This is a genomic window from Paraburkholderia largidicola, assembly GCF_013426895.1.
Classification (GTDB): domain Bacteria; phylum Pseudomonadota; class Gammaproteobacteria; order Burkholderiales; family Burkholderiaceae; genus Paraburkholderia; species Paraburkholderia largidicola.
In genome coordinates this window covers 2,534,023-2,551,819 of record NZ_AP023174.1, presented here as the reverse complement: position 1 = coordinate 2,551,819, position 17,797 = coordinate 2,534,023, and the positions used below count along the sequence as shown (strand labels likewise).

The window sequence follows — 17,797 nt, the reverse complement described above, 5'->3', positions numbered from 1 at the left end:
CGCCTCATAAGGCGGCTTTTCCGTTTGGAGCCGAAGCCGTTCAGAACAGGCTGCGGCGATCCGGATCGTGCAGCGGATCGGGCGTCTTTTGCGTCAGACGCAGGATGCCCTGATCGTCGAAATAGAAGCTGTACATCATGTACCAGACGTTGTCTTCCAGATAGCGGTACGTCCAGACTTCGCGCTTCATCAGCGGGAAATAGTTCGTTTCGACGGGGCGCCCGAAGTTGACGAGCACGTCGTCGCGCGTCCATTTTCCGATTTCCGCGCGATAGAACTCGTTCGGCTGCAACACCTGGCGCACGTTCACGATCTTCCCCGACGCATCGACATCGGCTGCCGTGGTGGTTTCGCCCATCGGCTGCGTCGGCCACATCAGGCGCTTGCCGCCGTTGGGCAGGTCGTACACTTCACGCGGCGGACCGAGGCGGGCGACGATCGTCGATTGATCTGCGCCCGCCTGATAGTTCTGCCACGGCTGCGCGCAGCCGGCGAGCATCATGGCGCACGCGAGAACAGCGAGTGCGCCGCGCGCCGGGCGCACGAATGAAAGGCGGTTCAACATGACACCTCCGGTGGTGTGCGATGAGTGGTTGTTCTTCTAGGGTGATATTTTGACACGCGTCGCGTCAAAAGATTTTCGGGCGTTCGCCCGCCGGGACGGGCCTTCGCGCGCGATCTGCTTGCTTGCGGCCCGCGCGCCGTCCTATGATCCGCGCTTCGATCGACAGATGAGACGCTGATGAAAGCAAAGTGGGCAAAGGCGGTAGTGACGGCGATGACGCTGGCGGCGGCGACGGTTCCTGCCGCCAACGTGCATGCGCAAGGCGCGCCGGCAGGGGCGCCGATCCGTATCGCGATGATCGAGGGCATGTCTGGCCCGTTCGCGAACGCGGGCGCGGCCGTCGAGCGAAACCTGCGCTTCGGCGTTGAAACGGTCAACGCGCGCGGCGGCGTGAAGCTGGCGGACGGCGCGCATCCGCTCGAACTCGTCGTGCTCGACAGCAAGGGCAGCGCGGAAGAGGCGCTCGTACAACTGCGCGCCGCTGCCGACGAACACATCGGTTTCATCACGCAAGGCAACAGTTCGGCCGTGGCTGCCGCTTTGTTGACGGCGATCGACAAGCAGAACACGCGCGAGCCGGACAACCGCGAACTGTTCCTCAACTATTCCGCCGACGACCCCGCGCTCACCAACGCGAACTGCAGCTTCTGGCATTTCCGCTTCGACGCGCACGCGGGCATGCGGATGGACGCGCTCGCCGACGTCATCCAGCGCGACAAGTCGGTGAAGAAGGTCTATCTGTTGAATCAGGACTACAGCTTCGGGCATGACGTGAGCACGCTGGCGCGCGCAGCGCTCGCGTCGAAGCGGCCGGATGTCGCGGTGGTCGGCGACGAGTTCCATCCGATCGGACGCGTGAAGGATTTCGCGCCGTACATCGCGAAGATTCGCGCGAGCGGCGCGGACGCCGTGATCACGGGCAACTGGGGCAACGATCTGACGCTGCTCGTCAAGGCGGCGCGGGAGCAGGGCCTCGATACGAAGTTCTACACGTTCTACGGCAACAGTCTGGGGGCGCCCGCCGCGCTCGGCGACGCGGGCGTGAAGCGCGTGATCGCCGTGGCCGACTGGCATCCGAATGCGGGCGGCGCGGCGTCGGACGCCTGGTATGCGTCGTTCCGGCAGCGGTTTCCGGCTGCGCAGGACGATTACCCGGTGCTGCGCATGCCGCTGATGATCGAGATGCTGGCGGCGGCGATGAACCGCGCGGGCAGCGCGCAGCCGGAGAAGGTCGCGAAGGCGCTGGAAGGGATGAAGTACGACAATGGTTTCCATGCGTCGTGGATGCGCGCCGACGACCACCAGCTGATCCAGCCCCTTTACGTGATGGAGATGGACAAGGCGGGCACGCCGGGCGTCCATTTCGACAACGAAGGCTCAGGCTTCGGCTTCAGAACGGTGTTGGCGCTGCCGCCCGAGCGCACCGTCCCGCCGACCACTTGCCGGATGAAACGCCCCTGACCGGCGGCGACAGTCCGGCCGTGGGCGGATTCAGGGCCGGCTGGAAGCACGGCCCGAAACGGCAGGGTTCGCCGGATGAACGGGCTGTGCTACAATACGCGACTCGTTTTGTTGTAACCCACGGCACGGCCTTTCTTCCGTGACCGCTTGTCGATTCAAAGGAAATCAACATGTCCGTAGCTGAAACCACCAAGAAATCCGACGTCGTCGCGCAATTCGCACGCGCTGCTAACGACACCGGCTCCCCCGAAGTTCAGGTCGCTCTGCTGACCACGCGCATCAACGAACTGACGGTTCACTTCAAGGCCCACACGAAGGATCACCACAGCCGCCGCGGTCTGCTGCGCATGGTGAGCCGCCGTCGCAAGCTGCTCGACTACCTGAAGGGCAAGGACGCTGACCGTTACCGCGCTCTGATCGAGAAGCTGGGTCTGCGTAAGTAATCCGGCGCATCGGACTTTCTGTCAGCAAGATGCCTGTGTCAGTTCCGCTGATACAGGCATTTTGTTTTTCAACGGTGCGCTTCGTGTGAGGTTTGCCGTTGATACCACCCGTCAGGCGTGCCGGTTGCGCCGCGGGTAATACGAAATAAAGCCGGGCTTCAGGGTAGGGCGCTGTGTCATTCCAGCGGTTCGCGTGCAAACGGATGGATCCACGTGATTCTCTGGAATGGCATAACACTCCTCTACCCGAAAGGTCCGGTCCTGACGGTGCCGCGCGCGGTTCGGCGCGGCATGACCAAAAGATCAAGGAGGACAAATGTCTCTGTTTAACAAGGTCGTCAAAGAATTCAAGTGGGGCCAGCATACGGTCCGCATGGAAACGGGTGAAATCGCCCGCCAGGCGAGCGGTGCCGTGCTGGTCGACGTCGAAGACACCGTCGTGCTGGCCACTGTCGTCGGCGCGAAGACGGCAAAGCCGGGTCAGGACTTCTTCCCGCTGACCGTCGATTACATCGAAAAAACCTACTCCGCAGGCAAGATTCCCGGTGGCTTCTTCCGCCGCGAAGGCCGTCCGTCGGAAGGCGAAACGCTGATTTCGCGCCTGATCGACCGTCCGCTGCGTCCGCTGTTCCCGGAAGGCTTCTACAACGAAGTCCAGGTCGTCATCCACGTGATGTCGATCAACCCGGAAGTGCCCGCTGACATCCCCGCGCTGATCGGCGCATCGGCGGCGCTGGCCATCTCGGGCCTGCCGTTCAACGGCCCCGTTGGTGCTGCGCGCGTTGCGTACATCAACAACGAGTACGTGCTGAACCCGACCCGCTCGCAAGTCAAGGAATCGCGTCTGGACCTCGTCGTCGCCGGTACGGAGCGCGCGGTGCTGATGGTCGAATCCGAAGCGGATCAACTGCCGGAAGACGTGATGCTGGGCGCTGTCGTGTTCGGTCACGAGCAGATGCAAACGGCAATCGACGCAATCCACGAACTGGTCCGTGAAGGCGGCAAGCCCGAGTGGGACTGGCAAGCCGCGCCAAAGAACGAAGCGCTGATCTCGCGTGTCAACGAAATCGCGGGCAACGAACTGCTGTCGGCTTATCAGACGCGCGACAAGCAGGCTCGCTCGGCGAAGCTGAAGGCCGTCTACGCAGCCACGCAAGCCAAGCTCGAAGAAGAAGCAGCGGCAGCGGGCACGGTAGCAGCCGACAAGGCGTCGGTCGGCAACGTGCTGTTCGACATCGAAGCGAAGATCGTCCGTTCGCAGATCCTGAACGGCGAGCCGCGTATCGACGGCCGCGACACGCGCACCGTTCGTCCGATCGAAATCCGCACGGGCGTCCTGCCGCGTACCCACGGTTCGGCACTCTTCACGCGTGGCGAAACGCAGGCGCTCGTCGTCGCGACGCTCGGCACGAAGGGCGATGAGCAGATCATCGACGCGCTCGAAGGCGAGTACCGCGATCGCTTCATGCTCCACTACAACATGCCCCCGTTCGCGACGGGCGAAACGGGCCGCGTCGGCTCGCCGAAGCGCCGCGAAATCGGCCACGGCCGTCTGGCAAAGCGCGCGCTGGTCGCGTGCCTGCCGAGCGCCGAAGAGTTCGGCTACTCGATCCGTGTCGTGTCGGAAATCACGGAATCGAACGGTTCGTCGTCGATGGCTTCGGTGTGCGGCGGCTGCCTCGCGCTGATGGACGCCGGCGTGCCGATGAAGGCGCACGTTGCGGGTATCGCAATGGGCCTGATCCTCGAAGGCAACAAGTTCGCGGTGCTGACCGACATCCTCGGCGACGAAGATCACCTCGGCGACATGGACTTCAAGGTGGCGGGCACGGAAGCTGGCGTGACGGCACTGCAGATGGACATCAAGATCCAGGGCATCACGAAGGAAATCATGCAGGTCGCGCTCGCGCAGGCGAAGGAAGGCCGCATGCACATCCTCGGCAAGATGACCTCGGCTGTCTCGGGTGCGAACACGGAACTGTCCGACTACGCGCCGCGCATGATCACCATCAAGATCAACCCGGAAAAGATCCGCGACGTGATCGGCAAGGGCGGTTCGGTGATCCGTGCGCTGACGGAAGAAACGGGCACGACGATCGACATTTCGGATGACGGCGTCGTCACGATCGCGAGCACGAGCAGCGAAGGCATGGCTGAGGCGAAGAAGCGCATCGAGAACATCACGGCAGAAGTCGAAGTCGGTCAGGTCTACGAAGGCACGATTCTCAAGCTGCTGGACTTCGGCGCGATCGTCAACCTGCTGCCGGGCAAGGATGGTCTGCTGCACATCTCCGAAATCGCCAACGAGCGTATCAAGGACATCAACGACTACCTGAAGGAAGGCCAGCAAGTGAAGGTCAAGGTCATCCAGACGGACGAGAAGGGTCGTGTGCGTCTGTCGGCGAAGGCGCTTTTGAACGAAGCAGCACAAACGGAACCGACGCCGCAGCAGTAACGCGGTGAAAGCGGAACGGCCGGTAGCGCAACTGCGCGCCGGCCGTTTTTCATGTAGGGTGGATTGCAGTGCGAACGGGTTTGCACGGCCGGTTTGCAGCGCAATCCAGACCTGGGAGAGACGACGATGAACGCAATCGAAATCACCGAATTCGGTGCGCCGGAAGTCTTGAAGCTCGCCGAGCGGCCGATGCCCGAACCGAAAGCGGGTGAAGTGCTGATCAAGGTGTCCGCGTCGGGCGTGAATCGCCCGGACGTGTTTCAGCGCAAAGGCGGCTATGCACCGCCGCCGGGCGCGTCCGATCTGCCGGGGCTGGAAGTGGCGGGCGAAATCGTCGGCGGAATCATCGACGAGAAGCGCAATCCGTTCGGCCTGAAGATCGGCGATCGCGTGTGCGCACTGATGGCGGGCGGCGGCTATGCGGAATACGCCACCGTGCCGCTGCTGCAATGTTTGCCCGTGCCGAAGGGCTTCTCCGATATCGAAGCCGCTGCGTTGCCCGAGACATTCTTCACGGTCTGGAGCAATGTTTTTGACCGTGCGATGCTCGGCAAAGGCGAGGGCGGCGAGAACGAAACGTTTCTCGTGCAGGGCGGCTCGAGCGGCATCGGCGTGACGGCGATCCAGATTGCGCATGCGCTCGGTTTTCGCGTGTTCGCGACGGCCGGCACCGACGAGAAGTGCCGCGCCTGTGAAGAACTCGGCGCGGAGCGCGCGATCAACTACAAGACGGAAGATTTCGTCGAGGTGATCAAGTCGCTGACGAACGACCGCGGCGTCGACGTGATCCTCGACATGGTGGCGGGCAGCTACGTGCCGCGCGAACTGAAGGCGCTCGCCGACGGTGGCCGTCTCTGCATCATCGCGCTGCTGGGCGGCGCGAAGGCGGAAGTGAATCTGAACGACATTCTGCGTCGACGGCTCACGGTGACGGGGTCGACGCTGCGTCCGCGGCCTGTCGAGTTCAAGGCGAAGATCGCGGCGCAACTGAAAGAGCGTGTCTGGCCGCACCTCGAAGACGGCACGATCAAGCCGGTGATCTTCAAGGTGTTCCCCGCCGCCGAGGCCGCGCAGGCGCACGAGCTGATGGAGAGCAGCACGCACGTCGGCAAGATCGTGCTGAATTGGGGCGCGGGTGCTTGACAGCGGTCGTTTAATTGAGTTTGACCCAGTCTGTCAGCACACAGTAAAATCGCGTGTTTTGCGCGTTCTGCATGGTTTTTGCATGCGGAGCGGGTACCGAGCGCCGACGAAGCGGACGCGTTCATCACCCGTACCACGATAAAACGAGCGAGACGATGGCGAAACAACGAGCAAAACTGGTAGTCGGTAACTGGAAGATGCACGGCCGGCTGGCCGACAACCGCGTGCTGCTGCAGGCGGTATCGCGCGGCGCCGAAGATCTTCCGGACGATGTGCGCATCGGCGTGTGCGTGCCGTGCCCGTATCTGGCGCAGGCGCAGACGCTGCTCGAAAGCGGTCGCGTCGCGTGGGGCGTGCAGGATATCTCCGCGCACACGCAAGGCGCGTTTACCGGCGAGGTCGCAGCAGAAATGGCTGCTGAGTTTGGCGCGTCGTACGCGATCGTCGGGCATTCGGAGCGTCGTGCGTATCATCGCGAAAGCCCCGAGGTCGTCGGCGTGAAGACGCAGCGCGCACTCGAAGCAGGCTTGACGCCGATCGTCTGTGTCGGCGAAACGCTTGAAGAGCGCGAGGGTGGCAAGACCGAGCAGATCGTCGGCGAGCAGCTGGATGCGGTGCTCGCGAAGCTGTCGGTGGAAGAGGCGGCTCGCCTCGTGGTCGCGTATGAGCCTGTGTGGGCAATTGGCACGGGCAAGAGCGCGACGGCGCAGCAGGCACAGGACGTTCACGCGTTTCTGCGCGCGCGTCTCGTCGCAAAGGGCGGTGATGCCGCCGACGTGCCGCTGCTGTATGGCGGCAGCGTGAAGCCGGAGAACGCGGAAGACCTGTTCAGCCAGCCGGATATCGATGGTGGCCTGATCGGTGGTGCGTCGTTGAAGGACAAGGATTTCCTGGCAATCTGCACGGCAGCTGTCGCGGCAACGGCCGCGCGCTGAGCATCAAGGTAGAGTGCCCGGGCGAGGATGACCCATTGCGTGCAGCATGTCGTGCTGTGCGGTTAAATAAAGACTCAGGTGAGTGTGATGCTGTATTTGAAAACGTTGATCATTGTCGTGCAGTTGCTGTCGGCGCTTGGCGTCATCGGCCTCGTGCTCCTGCAACACGGCAAGGGTGCAGACATGGGCGCTGCTTTTGGTAGTGGCGCATCGGGCAGTCTCTTCGGCGCGACAGGCTCTGCTAATTTTCTGTCACGTACCACTGCGATACTGGCAGCTGTGTTCTTCGTCACCACGTTGACACTGACGTACCTCGGCGCTTATCACTCGAAGCCTTCGGCGGGCGTACTGGGCAGCATGCCGGCAACGGCACCTGTTGCTGCATCGGCTGCTCCTGGCGCTTCGGCACCGGCTAATGCATCGGCTGCAATTGCTGCGTCTGCAGCTTCTGCGCCAGGCCAGGACGTGCCGAAATAAATTTTCGGGAAAAACACGTTTGTGCGTTGAACAAACTGTTTGGCCGGGTTACAATTCAAGTCTTGAAGCGATTCGCGGGTTTTACAAGTTGTTTTCCCGGATTGCAGACAGTGCCGACGTGGTGAAATTGGTAGACACGCTATCTTGAGGGGGTAGTGGCGAAAGCTGTGCGAGTTCGAGTCTCGCCGTCGGCACCAATGTTATCTAATGCCAGCCGCTTGCTTCAGCTTCGGCTGGCATTTTCACTTCTGAGGTGGTGTTTGCTGTGGGCTTTCAACATCAAGCATCCCGAAGTGTTTCGCGTCAGGGGTTGTTCCGCGTAGTCAACGTCTCCTGACGTCACTCAGAACTAACCGATTGAGGATACTTTGAACCTCGCAGCCTATTTCCCCGTCTTGTTGTTTCTCCTCGTGGGCACCGGTTTAGGCGTAGCACTGGTCAGTATTGGCAAGATCCTCGGTCCGAATCGACCGGACACCGAAAAGAACGCACCGTACGAGTGCGGCTTCGAGGCATTCGAAGATGCGCGCATGAAGTTCGATGTGCGCTACTACCTGGTCGCCATTCTCTTCATCATCTTCGACCTTGAAACGGCATTCCTGTTCCCGTGGGGCGTGGCCTTGCGCGATATCGGCTGGCCGGGCTTCATCTCGATGATGATTTTTCTGCTCGAATTCCTGTTGGGCTTCGCCTATATCTGGAAGAAAGGTGGTCTCGACTGGGAATGACGGGTTAATCGCCGGTATGTGTAGGTGGCGATGGCTCGCCGCCTGTCTGGAGTGGAAAACAAATGAGTATCGAAGGGGTCTTGAAGGAAGGGTTTGTCACCACCACGGCTGACAAGCTGATCAACTGGACGCGTACCGGTTCCTTGTGGCCGATGACGTTCGGTCTCGCGTGTTGCGCGGTCGAGATGATGCATGCGGGCGCGGCCCGTTATGACCTTGACCGTTTCGGCGTGGTGTTTCGTCCCAGTCCGCGTCAGTCGGACGTGATGATCGTCGCCGGCACGCTGTGCAACAAGATGGCGCCTGCGCTGCGCAAGGTGTACGACCAGATGGCCGAGCCGCGTTGGGTGATCTCGATGGGTTCGTGCGCGAACGGCGGCGGCTACTATCACTATTCGTATTCGGTGGTGCGTGGCTGTGACCGTATCGTGCCTGTCGATGTGTATGTGCCGGGCTGTCCGCCCACGGCTGAAGCGCTGGTGTACGGCGTGATCCAGCTGCAGGCGAAGATCCGCCGGACCAACACCATCGCCCGTCAATAAAAGCCCAAGCCTCCCCACAATATGGCAAGCAAACTCGAGACTCTCAAAGCGAACCTCGAGGCGGCCTTTGGCGGCCGCCTGACGAGCATCACCGAATCCACCGGTGAGCTGACCATCGTCGTGAAGGCGGACGATTACCTCGAAGTGACGAAGCGTCTGCGCGACGATGCGACGCTGCGTTTCGAGCAGCTGATCGACCTCTGCGGTATCGACTATCAAACCTACGGTGAAGGCGCTTACGAAGGTCCGCGTTTCGCCGCCGTCCTGCATCTGCTGTCCGTGTCGAACAACTGGCGCCTGCGCGTGCGCGTGTTCGCGCCGGACGACGAAGTGCCGATCGTCGCATCGGTCGTCGACATCTGGAGTTCGGCTAACTGGTACGAGCGCGAAGCGTTCGACCTGTACGGCATCGTCTTCGAAGGTCACCCGGACCTGCGCCGCATCCTGACCGATTACGGTTTCATCGGTCACCCGTTCCGCAAGGATTTCCCTGTCTCCGGTTATGTCGAGATGCGTTACGACCCGGAAGAGAAGCGCGTCGTCTATCAGCCGGTGACGATCGAGCCTCGGGAAATCACGCCGCGCGTGATCCGCGAGGATCGCTATGGCGGCCTGAAACACTAAGAGAACGCCATGGCAGAGATCAAGAACTACACGCTCAACTTCGGTCCGCAGCACCCGGCAGCGCACGGTGTGCTGCGCCTCGTGCTCGAACTCGACGGCGAAGTGATCCAGCGCGCCGATCCGCACATCGGCCTCCTGCATCGCGCGACTGAAAAGCTCGCGGAAAACAAGACTTTCATTCAGTCCGTGCCGTACATGGACCGTCTCGACTACGTGTCGATGATGGTCAACGAGCACGGCTATGTGCTGGCCATCGAAAAGCTGCTCGGCATCGATGTGCCCATCCGCGCGAAATACATTCGCGTGCTGTTCGACGAAGTCACGCGCGTGCTGAACCACCTGATGTGGATCGGCGCGCACGCGCTCGACGTCGGCGCGATGGCTGTCTTCCTCTACGCCTTCCGCGAACGCGAAGACCTGATGGACGTGTATGAAGCGGTGTCCGGTGCACGGATGCACGCGGCGTACTATCGTCCGGGCGGCGTCTATCGCGATCTGCCGGATGCGATGCCGCAATACAAGGCGTCGAAGATCCGCAACGCGAAGGCTTTGTCGAAGATGAACGAGACCCGTCAGGGCTCGCTGCTCGACTTCATCGAAGACTTCTTCAACCGTTTCCCGAAGTGCGTCGACGAGTACGAAACGCTGCTCACCGACAACCGCATCTGGAAGCAGCGTCTGGTCGGCATCGGCGTTGTGACTCCGGAGCGCGCGCTGCAACTGGGCATGACGGGTCCGATGCTGCGTGGCTCGGGTATCGAGTGGGACTTGCGCAAGAAGCAGCCGTACGAAGTGTACGATCAGATGGATTTCGACATTCCCGTCGGCGTGAATGGCGATTGCTACGACCGCTATCTGGTGCGCGTCGAAGAAATGCGTCAATCCACACGCATTGCGAAACAGTGCATTGAATGGTTGCGTAAGAATCCTGGTCCTGTGATGACCGACAATCACAAGATCGCGCCGCCGTCGCGCGTGGGCATGAAGTCGAACATGGAAGAGCTGATTCACCACTTCAAGCTCTTCACGGAAGGCTTCCACGTGCCGGAAGGCGAAGCGTATGCCGCCGTCGAGCATCCGAAGGGCGAGTTCGGCATCTATCTCGTGTCGGACGGCGCGAACAAGCCGTATCGCCTCAAGATTCGCGCGCCGGGCTATGCCCACTTGTCCGCGCTCGACGAAATGGCGCGCGGCCACATGATCGCCGACGCCGTGACGATCATCGGCACACAGGACATCGTGTTCGGTGAGGTCGATCGCTAACGCGGTCGTCGCAAGCGGTTTTCATCAAGGCACGCGCTCACGCAGCCGATAAAGCAATACAAGCGGAGCGCGCGTCAAGCAAAGGAACGCCGGGTCTGTCGCAACACGCAGTGCGCGACGGGTTTTCGTTCGGTAGGAATTGAAAGAGTCGTGTCTGAAAATGATCTCAGCTGAAGGCCTGAAAGAAATCGATCGCGCGATCGCGAAGTATCCCGCCGATCAGAAACAGTCTGCCGTGATGTCGGCGTTGGCGGTCGGTCAGGAAGAGCTTGGCTGGCTGTCGCCCGAACTCATGCAGTTCGTCGCGGACTATCTCGGCATGCCGGCCGTCGCCGTGCAGGAGGTTGCGACCTTCTACACGATGTATGAGACGTCGCCCGTCGGCAAATACAAGATCACGCTCTGCACGAACCTGCCGTGCCAGCTCGGTCCCGATGGCGGTTCGGACAGCGCCGCCGAATATCTGAAGCAGAAGCTCGGCATCGACTTCGGCGAAACCACTGCGGACGGCAAGTTCACCCTGAAAGAGGGCGAATGCATGGGTTCGTGCGGTGATGCGCCCGTGCTGCTCGTGAACAACCACCGTATGTGCAGCTTCATGAGCCGCGAGAAGATCGACCAGCTCCTCGAGGAACTTTCGAAATGACGTCTCTACATGATCGTCACATCAAGCCGCTGATTCTCGCCGGTCTGAACGGCGACAACTGGCATCTTCAGGACTACGTCGAACGCGGCGGCTACAAGCAGCTGCGCCGTATCCTTGAAGAGAAGATTCCGCCTGAGCAGGTGATCGCCGACGTCAAGGCATCGGGTCTGCGTGGCCGTGGCGGTGCGGGCTTCCCGACCGGCCTGAAGTGGAGCTTCATGCCGCGCCAGTTCCCGGGGCAGAAGTACCTCGTCTGTAACTCGGACGAAGGCGAGCCGGGCACGTTCAAGGACCGCGACATCCTGCGCTGGAATCCGCATTCGCTGATCGAAGGCATGATCATCGGCGCGTACGCGATGAACATCTCGGTCGGCTACAACTATATTCACGGCGAAATCTTCGAGGTCTATCGACGCTTCGAAGAGGCGCTGGAAGAAGCACGCGCAGCGGGCTTCCTCGGCGACAACATCATGGGCTCGGGCTTCTCGTTCCAGCTGCACGCGCACCACGGTTACGGCGCGTACATCTGCGGCGAAGAAACTGCGCTGCTCGAATCGCTGGAAGGCAAGAAAGGCCAGCCGCGCTTCAAGCCGCCGTTCCCGGCGAGCTTCGGCGTGTACGGCAAGCCGACCACGATCAACAACACGGAAACTTTCGCAGCCGTGCCGTTCCTGCTGGCTGTCGGCCCGCAGAACTACCTCGAGATGGGCAAGCCGAACAACGGCGGCACGAAGATCTTCTCGGTATCGGGCGACGTCGAGCGTCCGGGCAACTACGAAGTCCCGCTCGGCACGCCGTTCGCGACGCTGCTCGATCTCGCGGGCGGCATGCGCGGCGGCAAGAAGATCAAGGCCGTGATTCCTGGCGGTTCGTCGGCCCCGGTCATTCCGGGCGAGCTGATGATGCAAACCGACATGGACTACGACTCGATCGCGAAGCAAGGTTCGATGCTGGGTTCGGGCGCTGTCATCGTGATGGACGAGACGCGCTGCATGGTGCGCTCGCTGCTGCGCCTGTCGTACTTCTATTACGAAGAGTCGTGCGGTCAGTGCACGCCGTGCCGTGAAGGCACGGGTTGGCTGTATCGCGTCGTGCATCGCATCGAGCACGGTCTGGGCCGCAAGGAAGACCTGGATCTGCTGAACTCGGTCGCCGAGAACATCATGGGCCGCACGATCTGCGCGCTGGGTGATGCGGCTGCGATGCCGGTGCGGGGCATGCTCAAGCACTACTGGGACGAGTTCGAATATCACGTCGCCAACAAGCGTTGCGTCGTCGGCGGTCATGCCGGCGCGGCGGCGGCCACGGAAACGGTCGCCGCTTAAGAGGTCAATGCGAGGCCGATGCAAGGCCAGCGAGAGCCAGAGTCAAACGCGGGCGCCGCCGCTGTGTAGCGGCGAGCGGGCGAACGATTGAGCGGTAACAGGTTAAGGAAGATTGACCATCATGGTTGAACTTGAAATAGACGGCAAGAAAGTAGAGGTGGCCGAAGGCAGCATGATCATTCAGGCTGCGCATAAGGTCGATACCTACATTCCTCACTTCTGCTATCACAAGAAGCTGTCGATTGCGGCCAACTGCCGGATGTGTCTCGTCGATGTCGAGAAGATGCCGAAGGCCGTGCCTGCATGCGCAACGCCGGTGTCGGCGGGCATGATCGTGCGCACGAAGTCGGAAAAGGCGGTGAAGGGTCAGCAATCCGTGATGGAATTCCTGCTGATCAATCACCCGCTCGATTGCCCGATTTGCGACCAGGGCGGCGAATGTCAGCTGCAGGATCTGGCCGTCGGTTACGGCAAGTCGTCGTCGCGTTATAGCGAAGAGAAGCGCGTCGTGTTCCACAAGAACGTCGGCCCGCTGATCTCGATGGAAGAAATGTCGCGCTGCATTCACTGCACGCGTTGCGTCCGCTTTGGCGAAGAAGTCGCCGGCGTGATGGAACTCGGCATGCTGGGCCGCGGCGAGCACTCGGAAATCACGTCGTTCGTCGGCAAGACGGTCGACTCCGAACTGTCGGGCAACATGATCGACCTGTGCCCGGTCGGCGCGCTGACCAGCAAGCCGTTCCGCTACAGCGCCCGGACGTGGGAACTGTCGCGCCGCAAGTCGGTGAGCCCGCACGATTCCGTCGGCGCGAACCTCGTGGTGCAGGTCAAGAACAACCGCGTGATGCGCGTGCTGCCGTTCGAAAACGAAGCCATCAACGAGTGCTGGATTTCGGACAAGGACCGCTTCTCGTACGAAGGCCTGAACAGCCCGGAACGTCTGACGCGTCCGATGCTCAAGCAGAACGGCCAGTGGATCGAAACCGACTGGCAGACGGCGCTGGAATATGTCGTCAAGGGTCTGAAGGGCATCTCGGCCGATCACGGCGCAAATGCGATCGCTGCACTCGGCAGCGCGCATAGCACGGTGGAAGAACTGTTCCTGCTCAAGCAGCTTGCGCAAGCCGTCGGCACGCCGAACGTCGATTTCCGTCTGCGTCAGACGGACTTCACGGCCGCCGCAAACGGCACGCCGTGGCTCGGTACGTCGATCGCGAACCTGTCGATGCTCGACAGCGCGCTCGTGATCGGCTCGTCGCTGCGCCGCGACCATCCGCTGTTTGCCGCGCGTCTGCGCCAGGCAGCGAAGGGCGGCGCAAAGATCACGCTGCTGCAGGCGACGCGCGACGACGCGTTGATCCCGCAAGCCGCGCGCATCGCTGCTGCGCCGTCGGCGTGGCTGAACGAACTGGCGGGCATCGCTGCTGCCGTGTCGGAAGCGAAGGGCGTGGCGCTGCCGGAAGCCTTCGCAGGCGCGGCGGCAACGGATGCCGCGAAGCAAACGGCCAAGGAACTCGGCGCCGGCGAAACGCGCGTCGTGCTGCTCGGTAACGGCGCGGTCCAGCATCCGGAGTTCGCGCGTATCCACGCAGCAGCGCAATGGATCGCCGAAGCAACGGGCGCGACGCTCGGCTTCCTGACGGAAGCGGCGAACACGGTCGGTGCACATCTCGTCGGCGCTTTGCCGGGCGAGGGCGGCCTGAACGCGCGCGAAGTCTTCGAGCAGCCGCGCAAGGGGTATGTGCTGCTGAACCTCGAACCGGAATTCGATACGGCCAACCCGGCGCAGGCGCTTGCCGCGCTGAACCAGGCGGAAATGGTCGTCGTGATGTCGCCATTCCAGACGGGCGCCGAATACGCAGACGTTCTGCTGCCGATCGCGCCGTACACGGAAACGGCCGGCACGTTCGTGAACGCGGAAGGCACGGTGCAGATGTTCAACGGCGTCGTGCGTCCGCTCGGCGATGCGCGTCCCGCATGGAAGGTGCTGCGCGTGCTGGGCAATCTGCTCGGCGCGTCGGGCTTCGACTACGATACAGCGGAGCAGGTGCGCACTGCAGCACTCGGCGACGGCGATCTCACGCCGCGTCTGTCGAACAGGACGTCGGCAAGCGTCGCGCGCAGCAATGGCGCGAAGGCCGCAGAAGGCACGTTCGAGCGTATCGCCGACGTGCCGATCTACCACGCCGATCAGCTCGTGCGCCGCGCGCAATCGCTGCATCTGACGGCAGCCGCGCGCGCCGCCAACTCGGTGGGTCTGCCCGCCGCGCTGTTCGACAAGCTGGGTTTGAAGGAAGGCGACGCGGTGCGCGTTCGTCAGGGCGATCGCTCGGTGCAGATCCCGGCCGTGCGTGATGCGAATCTTGCGGAGACGGTCGTCCGCGTGTCGGCGGCTACGCCTGCCGGTGCAGCGCTGGGCAGCCTGTTCGGTGAACTGGTGGTGGAGAAGGCGTAAATGACCTTGTTCGAATCGATCAACGCGGGCGGCACCCAGATTCTCGGCGTGGCATGGCCCACCGTGTGGGCACTCGTGCGCATTCTGGTGGTGGCCGTCGCGATCCTGCTGTGCGTGGCTTACCTGATCCTCTGGGAACGTAAGCTGATCGGCTGGATGCACGTGCGTCTCGGGCCGAACCGCGTCGGCCCCGCAGGTCTTCTGCAGCCGATCGCCGACGTGCTGAAGCTGTTGCTGAAGGAAGTCATTCAGCCGACCCAGGCCAGCCGCTGGATCTACATGATCGCCCCGGTGATGGTGGTGGTCCCCGCGTTCGCCGTATGGGCGGTGATTCCGTTCCAGGCGGGTGCCGTGCTCGGCGACATCAACGCTGGCCTGCTGTACGCCATCGCCATTTCGTCGATCGGCGTGTACGGTGTGATTCTGGCGGGCTGGGCGTCGAACTCGAAGTACGCCTTCCTCGGCGCGATGCGCGCGGCGGCACAGATGGTGTCGTATGAAATCTCGATGGGCTTCGCGCTCGTCGTGGTGCTGATGACGGCGGGCTCGCTGAACCTGTCGGAGATCGTCGGTTCGCAGATGCGCGGCATTTTCGCCAGCCACGGCGTGACCTTCCTGTCGTGGAACTGGCTGCCGCTGCTGCCGGCTTTCGTCGTGTACTTCGTGTCGGGCATCGCGGAAACGAACCGCCACCCGTTCGACGTGGTGGAAGGCGAGTCGGAAATCGTTGCCGGCCACATGATCGATTACTCGGGTATGGCGTTCGCGCTGTTCTTCCTTGCCGAGTACATCAACATGATCGTGATCTCGGCGTTGGCCTCGGTCATGTTCCTGGGCGGCTGGAGCGCACCGTTCGAATTCCTGTCGTTCATCCCCGGCATTTTCTGGCTGGTCCTGAAAGTCTTCTTCCTGCTGTCGGTATTCATCTGGGTGCGCGCGACGTTCCCGCGTTACCGCTATGACCAGATCATGCGTCTGGGCTGGAAGGTGTTCCTGCCTGTCACCGTGATCTGGGTCGTGGTGGTCGGCTTCTGGATCATGTCGCCGTTGAATATCTGGCACTAAAGGGCGGACGAACCATGACCGCAATCCAAAACTTCTTCAAGACCTTCTTTCTGACCGAGCTGCTCAAGGGCCTCGCGCTGACGGGACGCTACACGTTCCAGCGCAAGATCACCGTGCAGTTCCCTGAAGAGAAGACCCCGATCTCGCCGCGTTTCCGTGGCCTGCACGCGCTGCGCCGCTACGAAAACGGCGAAGAGCGCTGTATCGCCTGCAAGCTGTGCGAAGCAGTGTGCCCGGCGCTTGCGATCACGATCGAATCGGAAACGCGCGCGGACAACACGCGCCGCACGACGCGCTACGACATCGACCTGACCAAGTGCATCTTCTGTGGTTTCTGCGAAGAGAGCTGCCCGGTTGATTCGATCGTCGAAACGCACATCCTCGAGTATCACGGCGAAAAGCGCGGCGATCTGTACTTCACGAAGGACATGTTGCTGGCAGTCGGCGACCGTTACGAAACGGAAATCGCTGCAAACAAGGCAGCCGACGCACCCTATCGTTGATAGGGTGAAACAGCAGTTCGACGGCGCGCGGTCCGGCAGGCACAAGACCGCGCGACGCTGCCAGACCGCTCTGGCGCCGCGTCACGCAACACAAGCAGAAGACGACGCGCGCCAAAGCACCAAGCCTGACGATGGCCTAACGATGAATCGGTAATCATGGACTTCACGACCGTACTGTTCTACATCTTCGCGCTACTCCTGACGGTGTCAGGGCTGAAGGTGATCACTTCGCGCAACCCGGTGTCGTCCGCGTTGTTCCTCGTGCTCGCGTTCTTCAACGCGGCCGCGATCTGGATGCTGCTGCAGGCCGAGTTCCTCGCGATCCTGCTGGTGCTGGTGTACGTCGGCGCGGTGATGGTGCTGTTCCTGTTCGTCGTGATGATGCTGGACATCAATCTCGACGTGCTGCGCCGCGACTTCAAGCGCTTCGTGCCGATGGCGACCGTGGTGGGCGCGATCATCGTGATCGAGACGGCGCTCATTCTCTGGCACGGCTACGGCGCGACGGTTCAGCCCGTGCGCGACACGACGGCCGCTGTTGCAGGCGCCGCCGACTGGTCGAACACGCGCCTGATCGGCAAGATCATTTACACCGACTACATCTTCGCGTTCGAAGTAGCGGGCCTCGTGCTGCTGGTCGCGATCATCGCGGCGATTGCGCTGACCACGCGTCACGGCAAGGACAGCAAGCGCCAGCGCGTGTCGGATCAGGTGAAGGTGCGAGCCCAGGACCGCGTGCGCGTGGTCAAGATGGCAGCGGAAAAGGAAAGTCCGGCTGAACCTGAAATCGTTGCTGGCGACGCTGGCGCCGGCAAGAACAGCTGAGCTCAGAAGGAGAAAAATATGTTGTCCCTTGCCCATTACCTCGTGCTCGGCGCGATCCTGTTCGCGATCAGCATCGTTGGCATTTTCCTGAACCGTCGCAACGTCATCATCATTTTGATGGCAATCGAACTGATGCTGCTGGCGGTCAACACGAACTTCGTCGCGTTCTCGCATTATCTCGGCGATGTGCATGGCCAGATCTTCGTTTTCTTCGTGCTGACGGTTGCGGCAGCGGAAGCGGCGATCGGTCTTGCAATTCTGGTGACCCTGTTCCGTAGCCTCGACACGATCAATGTCGAGGATCTCGATCAGCTCAAAGGTTAACTTCAGGCACAGGCTGTT

General features: G+C 61.8%; 18 protein-coding genes and 1 tRNA gene. 18 read left to right on the top strand and 1 reads right to left on the bottom strand.

The genetic code is table 11. The annotated features are described in order from the left end of the window. Positions 1-40 precede the first annotated feature (40 nt). Positions 41-565: a hypothetical protein gene (locus PPGU16_RS11345; protein WP_180720071.1), complete on the bottom strand. Its 525-nt coding sequence runs from the start codon at positions 563-565 to the stop codon at positions 41-43. A 177-nt stretch (positions 566-742) separates the two neighbouring features. On the opposite strand from PPGU16_RS11345, the gene PPGU16_RS11340 reads away from it, so the two are divergent. From PPGU16_RS11340 to nuoK, 18 genes are all read left to right on the top strand, one after another. After that, positions 743-2,026, top strand: coding sequence for a branched-chain amino acid ABC transporter substrate-binding protein (locus PPGU16_RS11340; protein WP_180720070.1), 1,284 nt, complete (start codon positions 743-745; stop codon positions 2,024-2,026). Positions 2,027-2,196: 170 nt separating this feature from the next. Continuing rightward, positions 2,197-2,469, top strand: coding sequence for a 30S ribosomal protein S15 (rpsO, locus tag PPGU16_RS11335; RefSeq protein ID WP_036003805.1), 273 nt, complete (start codon positions 2,197-2,199; stop codon positions 2,467-2,469). A 316-nt stretch (positions 2,470-2,785) separates the two neighbouring features. Beyond that, a complete protein-coding gene (gene pnp / locus PPGU16_RS11330) occupies positions 2,786-4,924 on the top strand; it encodes a polyribonucleotide nucleotidyltransferase (protein ID WP_180720069.1) in 2,139 nt (712 codons plus the stop codon). Positions 4,925-5,050: 126 nt separating this feature from the next. Continuing rightward, on the top strand, positions 5,051-6,067 hold the full coding sequence (locus PPGU16_RS11325) for an NAD(P)H-quinone oxidoreductase (RefSeq protein ID WP_180720068.1): 1,017 nt from the start codon (positions 5,051-5,053) through the stop codon (positions 6,065-6,067). A 155-nt stretch (positions 6,068-6,222) separates the two neighbouring features. Then, positions 6,223-7,002 (top strand): triose-phosphate isomerase, encoded by a 780-nt coding sequence (tpiA, locus tag PPGU16_RS11320; protein ID WP_180720067.1) that lies wholly within the window; start codon positions 6,223-6,225, stop codon positions 7,000-7,002. 87 nt (positions 7,003-7,089) lie between these two features. Continuing rightward, positions 7,090-7,479 (top strand): preprotein translocase subunit SecG, encoded by a 390-nt coding sequence (secG, locus tag PPGU16_RS11315; RefSeq protein WP_180720066.1) that lies wholly within the window; start codon positions 7,090-7,092, stop codon positions 7,477-7,479. Between the two features lie 112 nt (positions 7,480-7,591). Continuing rightward, positions 7,592-7,676 (top strand) — tRNA-Leu (locus PPGU16_RS11310). A 171-nt stretch (positions 7,677-7,847) separates the two neighbouring features. Further along, complete coding sequence (locus PPGU16_RS11305) at positions 7,848-8,207, top strand: NADH-quinone oxidoreductase subunit A (RefSeq protein WP_007588164.1); 360 nt, start codon at positions 7,848-7,850, stop codon at positions 8,205-8,207. Positions 8,208-8,269: 62 nt separating this feature from the next. Further along, positions 8,270-8,749, top strand: coding sequence for a NuoB/complex I 20 kDa subunit family protein (locus tag PPGU16_RS11300; RefSeq protein ID WP_006052903.1), 480 nt, complete (start codon positions 8,270-8,272; stop codon positions 8,747-8,749). 21 nt (positions 8,750-8,770) lie between these two features. Continuing rightward, on the top strand, positions 8,771-9,373 hold the full coding sequence (locus PPGU16_RS11295) for an NADH-quinone oxidoreductase subunit C (RefSeq protein WP_180720065.1): 603 nt from the start codon (positions 8,771-8,773) through the stop codon (positions 9,371-9,373). 9 nt (positions 9,374-9,382) lie between these two features. Then, a complete protein-coding gene (locus PPGU16_RS11290) occupies positions 9,383-10,636 on the top strand; it encodes an NADH-quinone oxidoreductase subunit D (protein ID WP_180720064.1) in 1,254 nt (417 codons plus the stop codon). 160 nt (positions 10,637-10,796) lie between these two features. Beyond that, positions 10,797-11,282 (top strand): NADH-quinone oxidoreductase subunit NuoE, encoded by a 486-nt coding sequence (nuoE, locus tag PPGU16_RS11285; protein ID WP_036003823.1) that lies wholly within the window; start codon positions 10,797-10,799, stop codon positions 11,280-11,282. Next, positions 11,279-12,607, top strand: a complete 1,329-nt coding sequence (gene nuoF / locus PPGU16_RS11280) for an NADH-quinone oxidoreductase subunit NuoF (RefSeq protein ID WP_180720063.1) — start codon at positions 11,279-11,281, stop codon at positions 12,605-12,607. Before nuoE ends, nuoF begins: the two co-directional genes overlap by 4 nt. A 121-nt stretch (positions 12,608-12,728) precedes the next feature. Next, the gene (gene nuoG, locus PPGU16_RS11275; RefSeq protein ID WP_180720062.1) at positions 12,729-15,062 is read left to right on the top strand and encodes an NADH-quinone oxidoreductase subunit NuoG; all 2,334 of its coding nucleotides are present in this window, start codon (positions 12,729-12,731) and stop codon (positions 15,060-15,062) included. Beyond that, complete coding sequence (nuoH, locus tag PPGU16_RS11270; protein ID WP_180720061.1) at positions 15,063-16,127, top strand: NADH-quinone oxidoreductase subunit NuoH; 1,065 nt, start codon at positions 15,063-15,065, stop codon at positions 16,125-16,127. It abuts the gene before it with no gap. Positions 16,128-16,141: 14 nt separating this feature from the next. Further along, positions 16,142-16,630: an NADH-quinone oxidoreductase subunit NuoI gene (gene nuoI / locus PPGU16_RS11265; RefSeq protein ID WP_007588142.1), complete on the top strand. Its 489-nt coding sequence runs from the start codon at positions 16,142-16,144 to the stop codon at positions 16,628-16,630. A gap of 156 nt (positions 16,631-16,786) precedes the next feature. Continuing rightward, the gene (locus PPGU16_RS11260; protein WP_180720060.1) at positions 16,787-17,455 is read left to right on the top strand and encodes an NADH-quinone oxidoreductase subunit J; all 669 of its coding nucleotides are present in this window, start codon (positions 16,787-16,789) and stop codon (positions 17,453-17,455) included. A gap of 18 nt (positions 17,456-17,473) precedes the next feature. Then, positions 17,474-17,779, top strand: a complete 306-nt coding sequence (gene nuoK / locus PPGU16_RS11255) for an NADH-quinone oxidoreductase subunit NuoK (RefSeq protein ID WP_007588140.1) — start codon at positions 17,474-17,476, stop codon at positions 17,777-17,779. Positions 17,780-17,797: the final 18 nt, after the last annotated feature.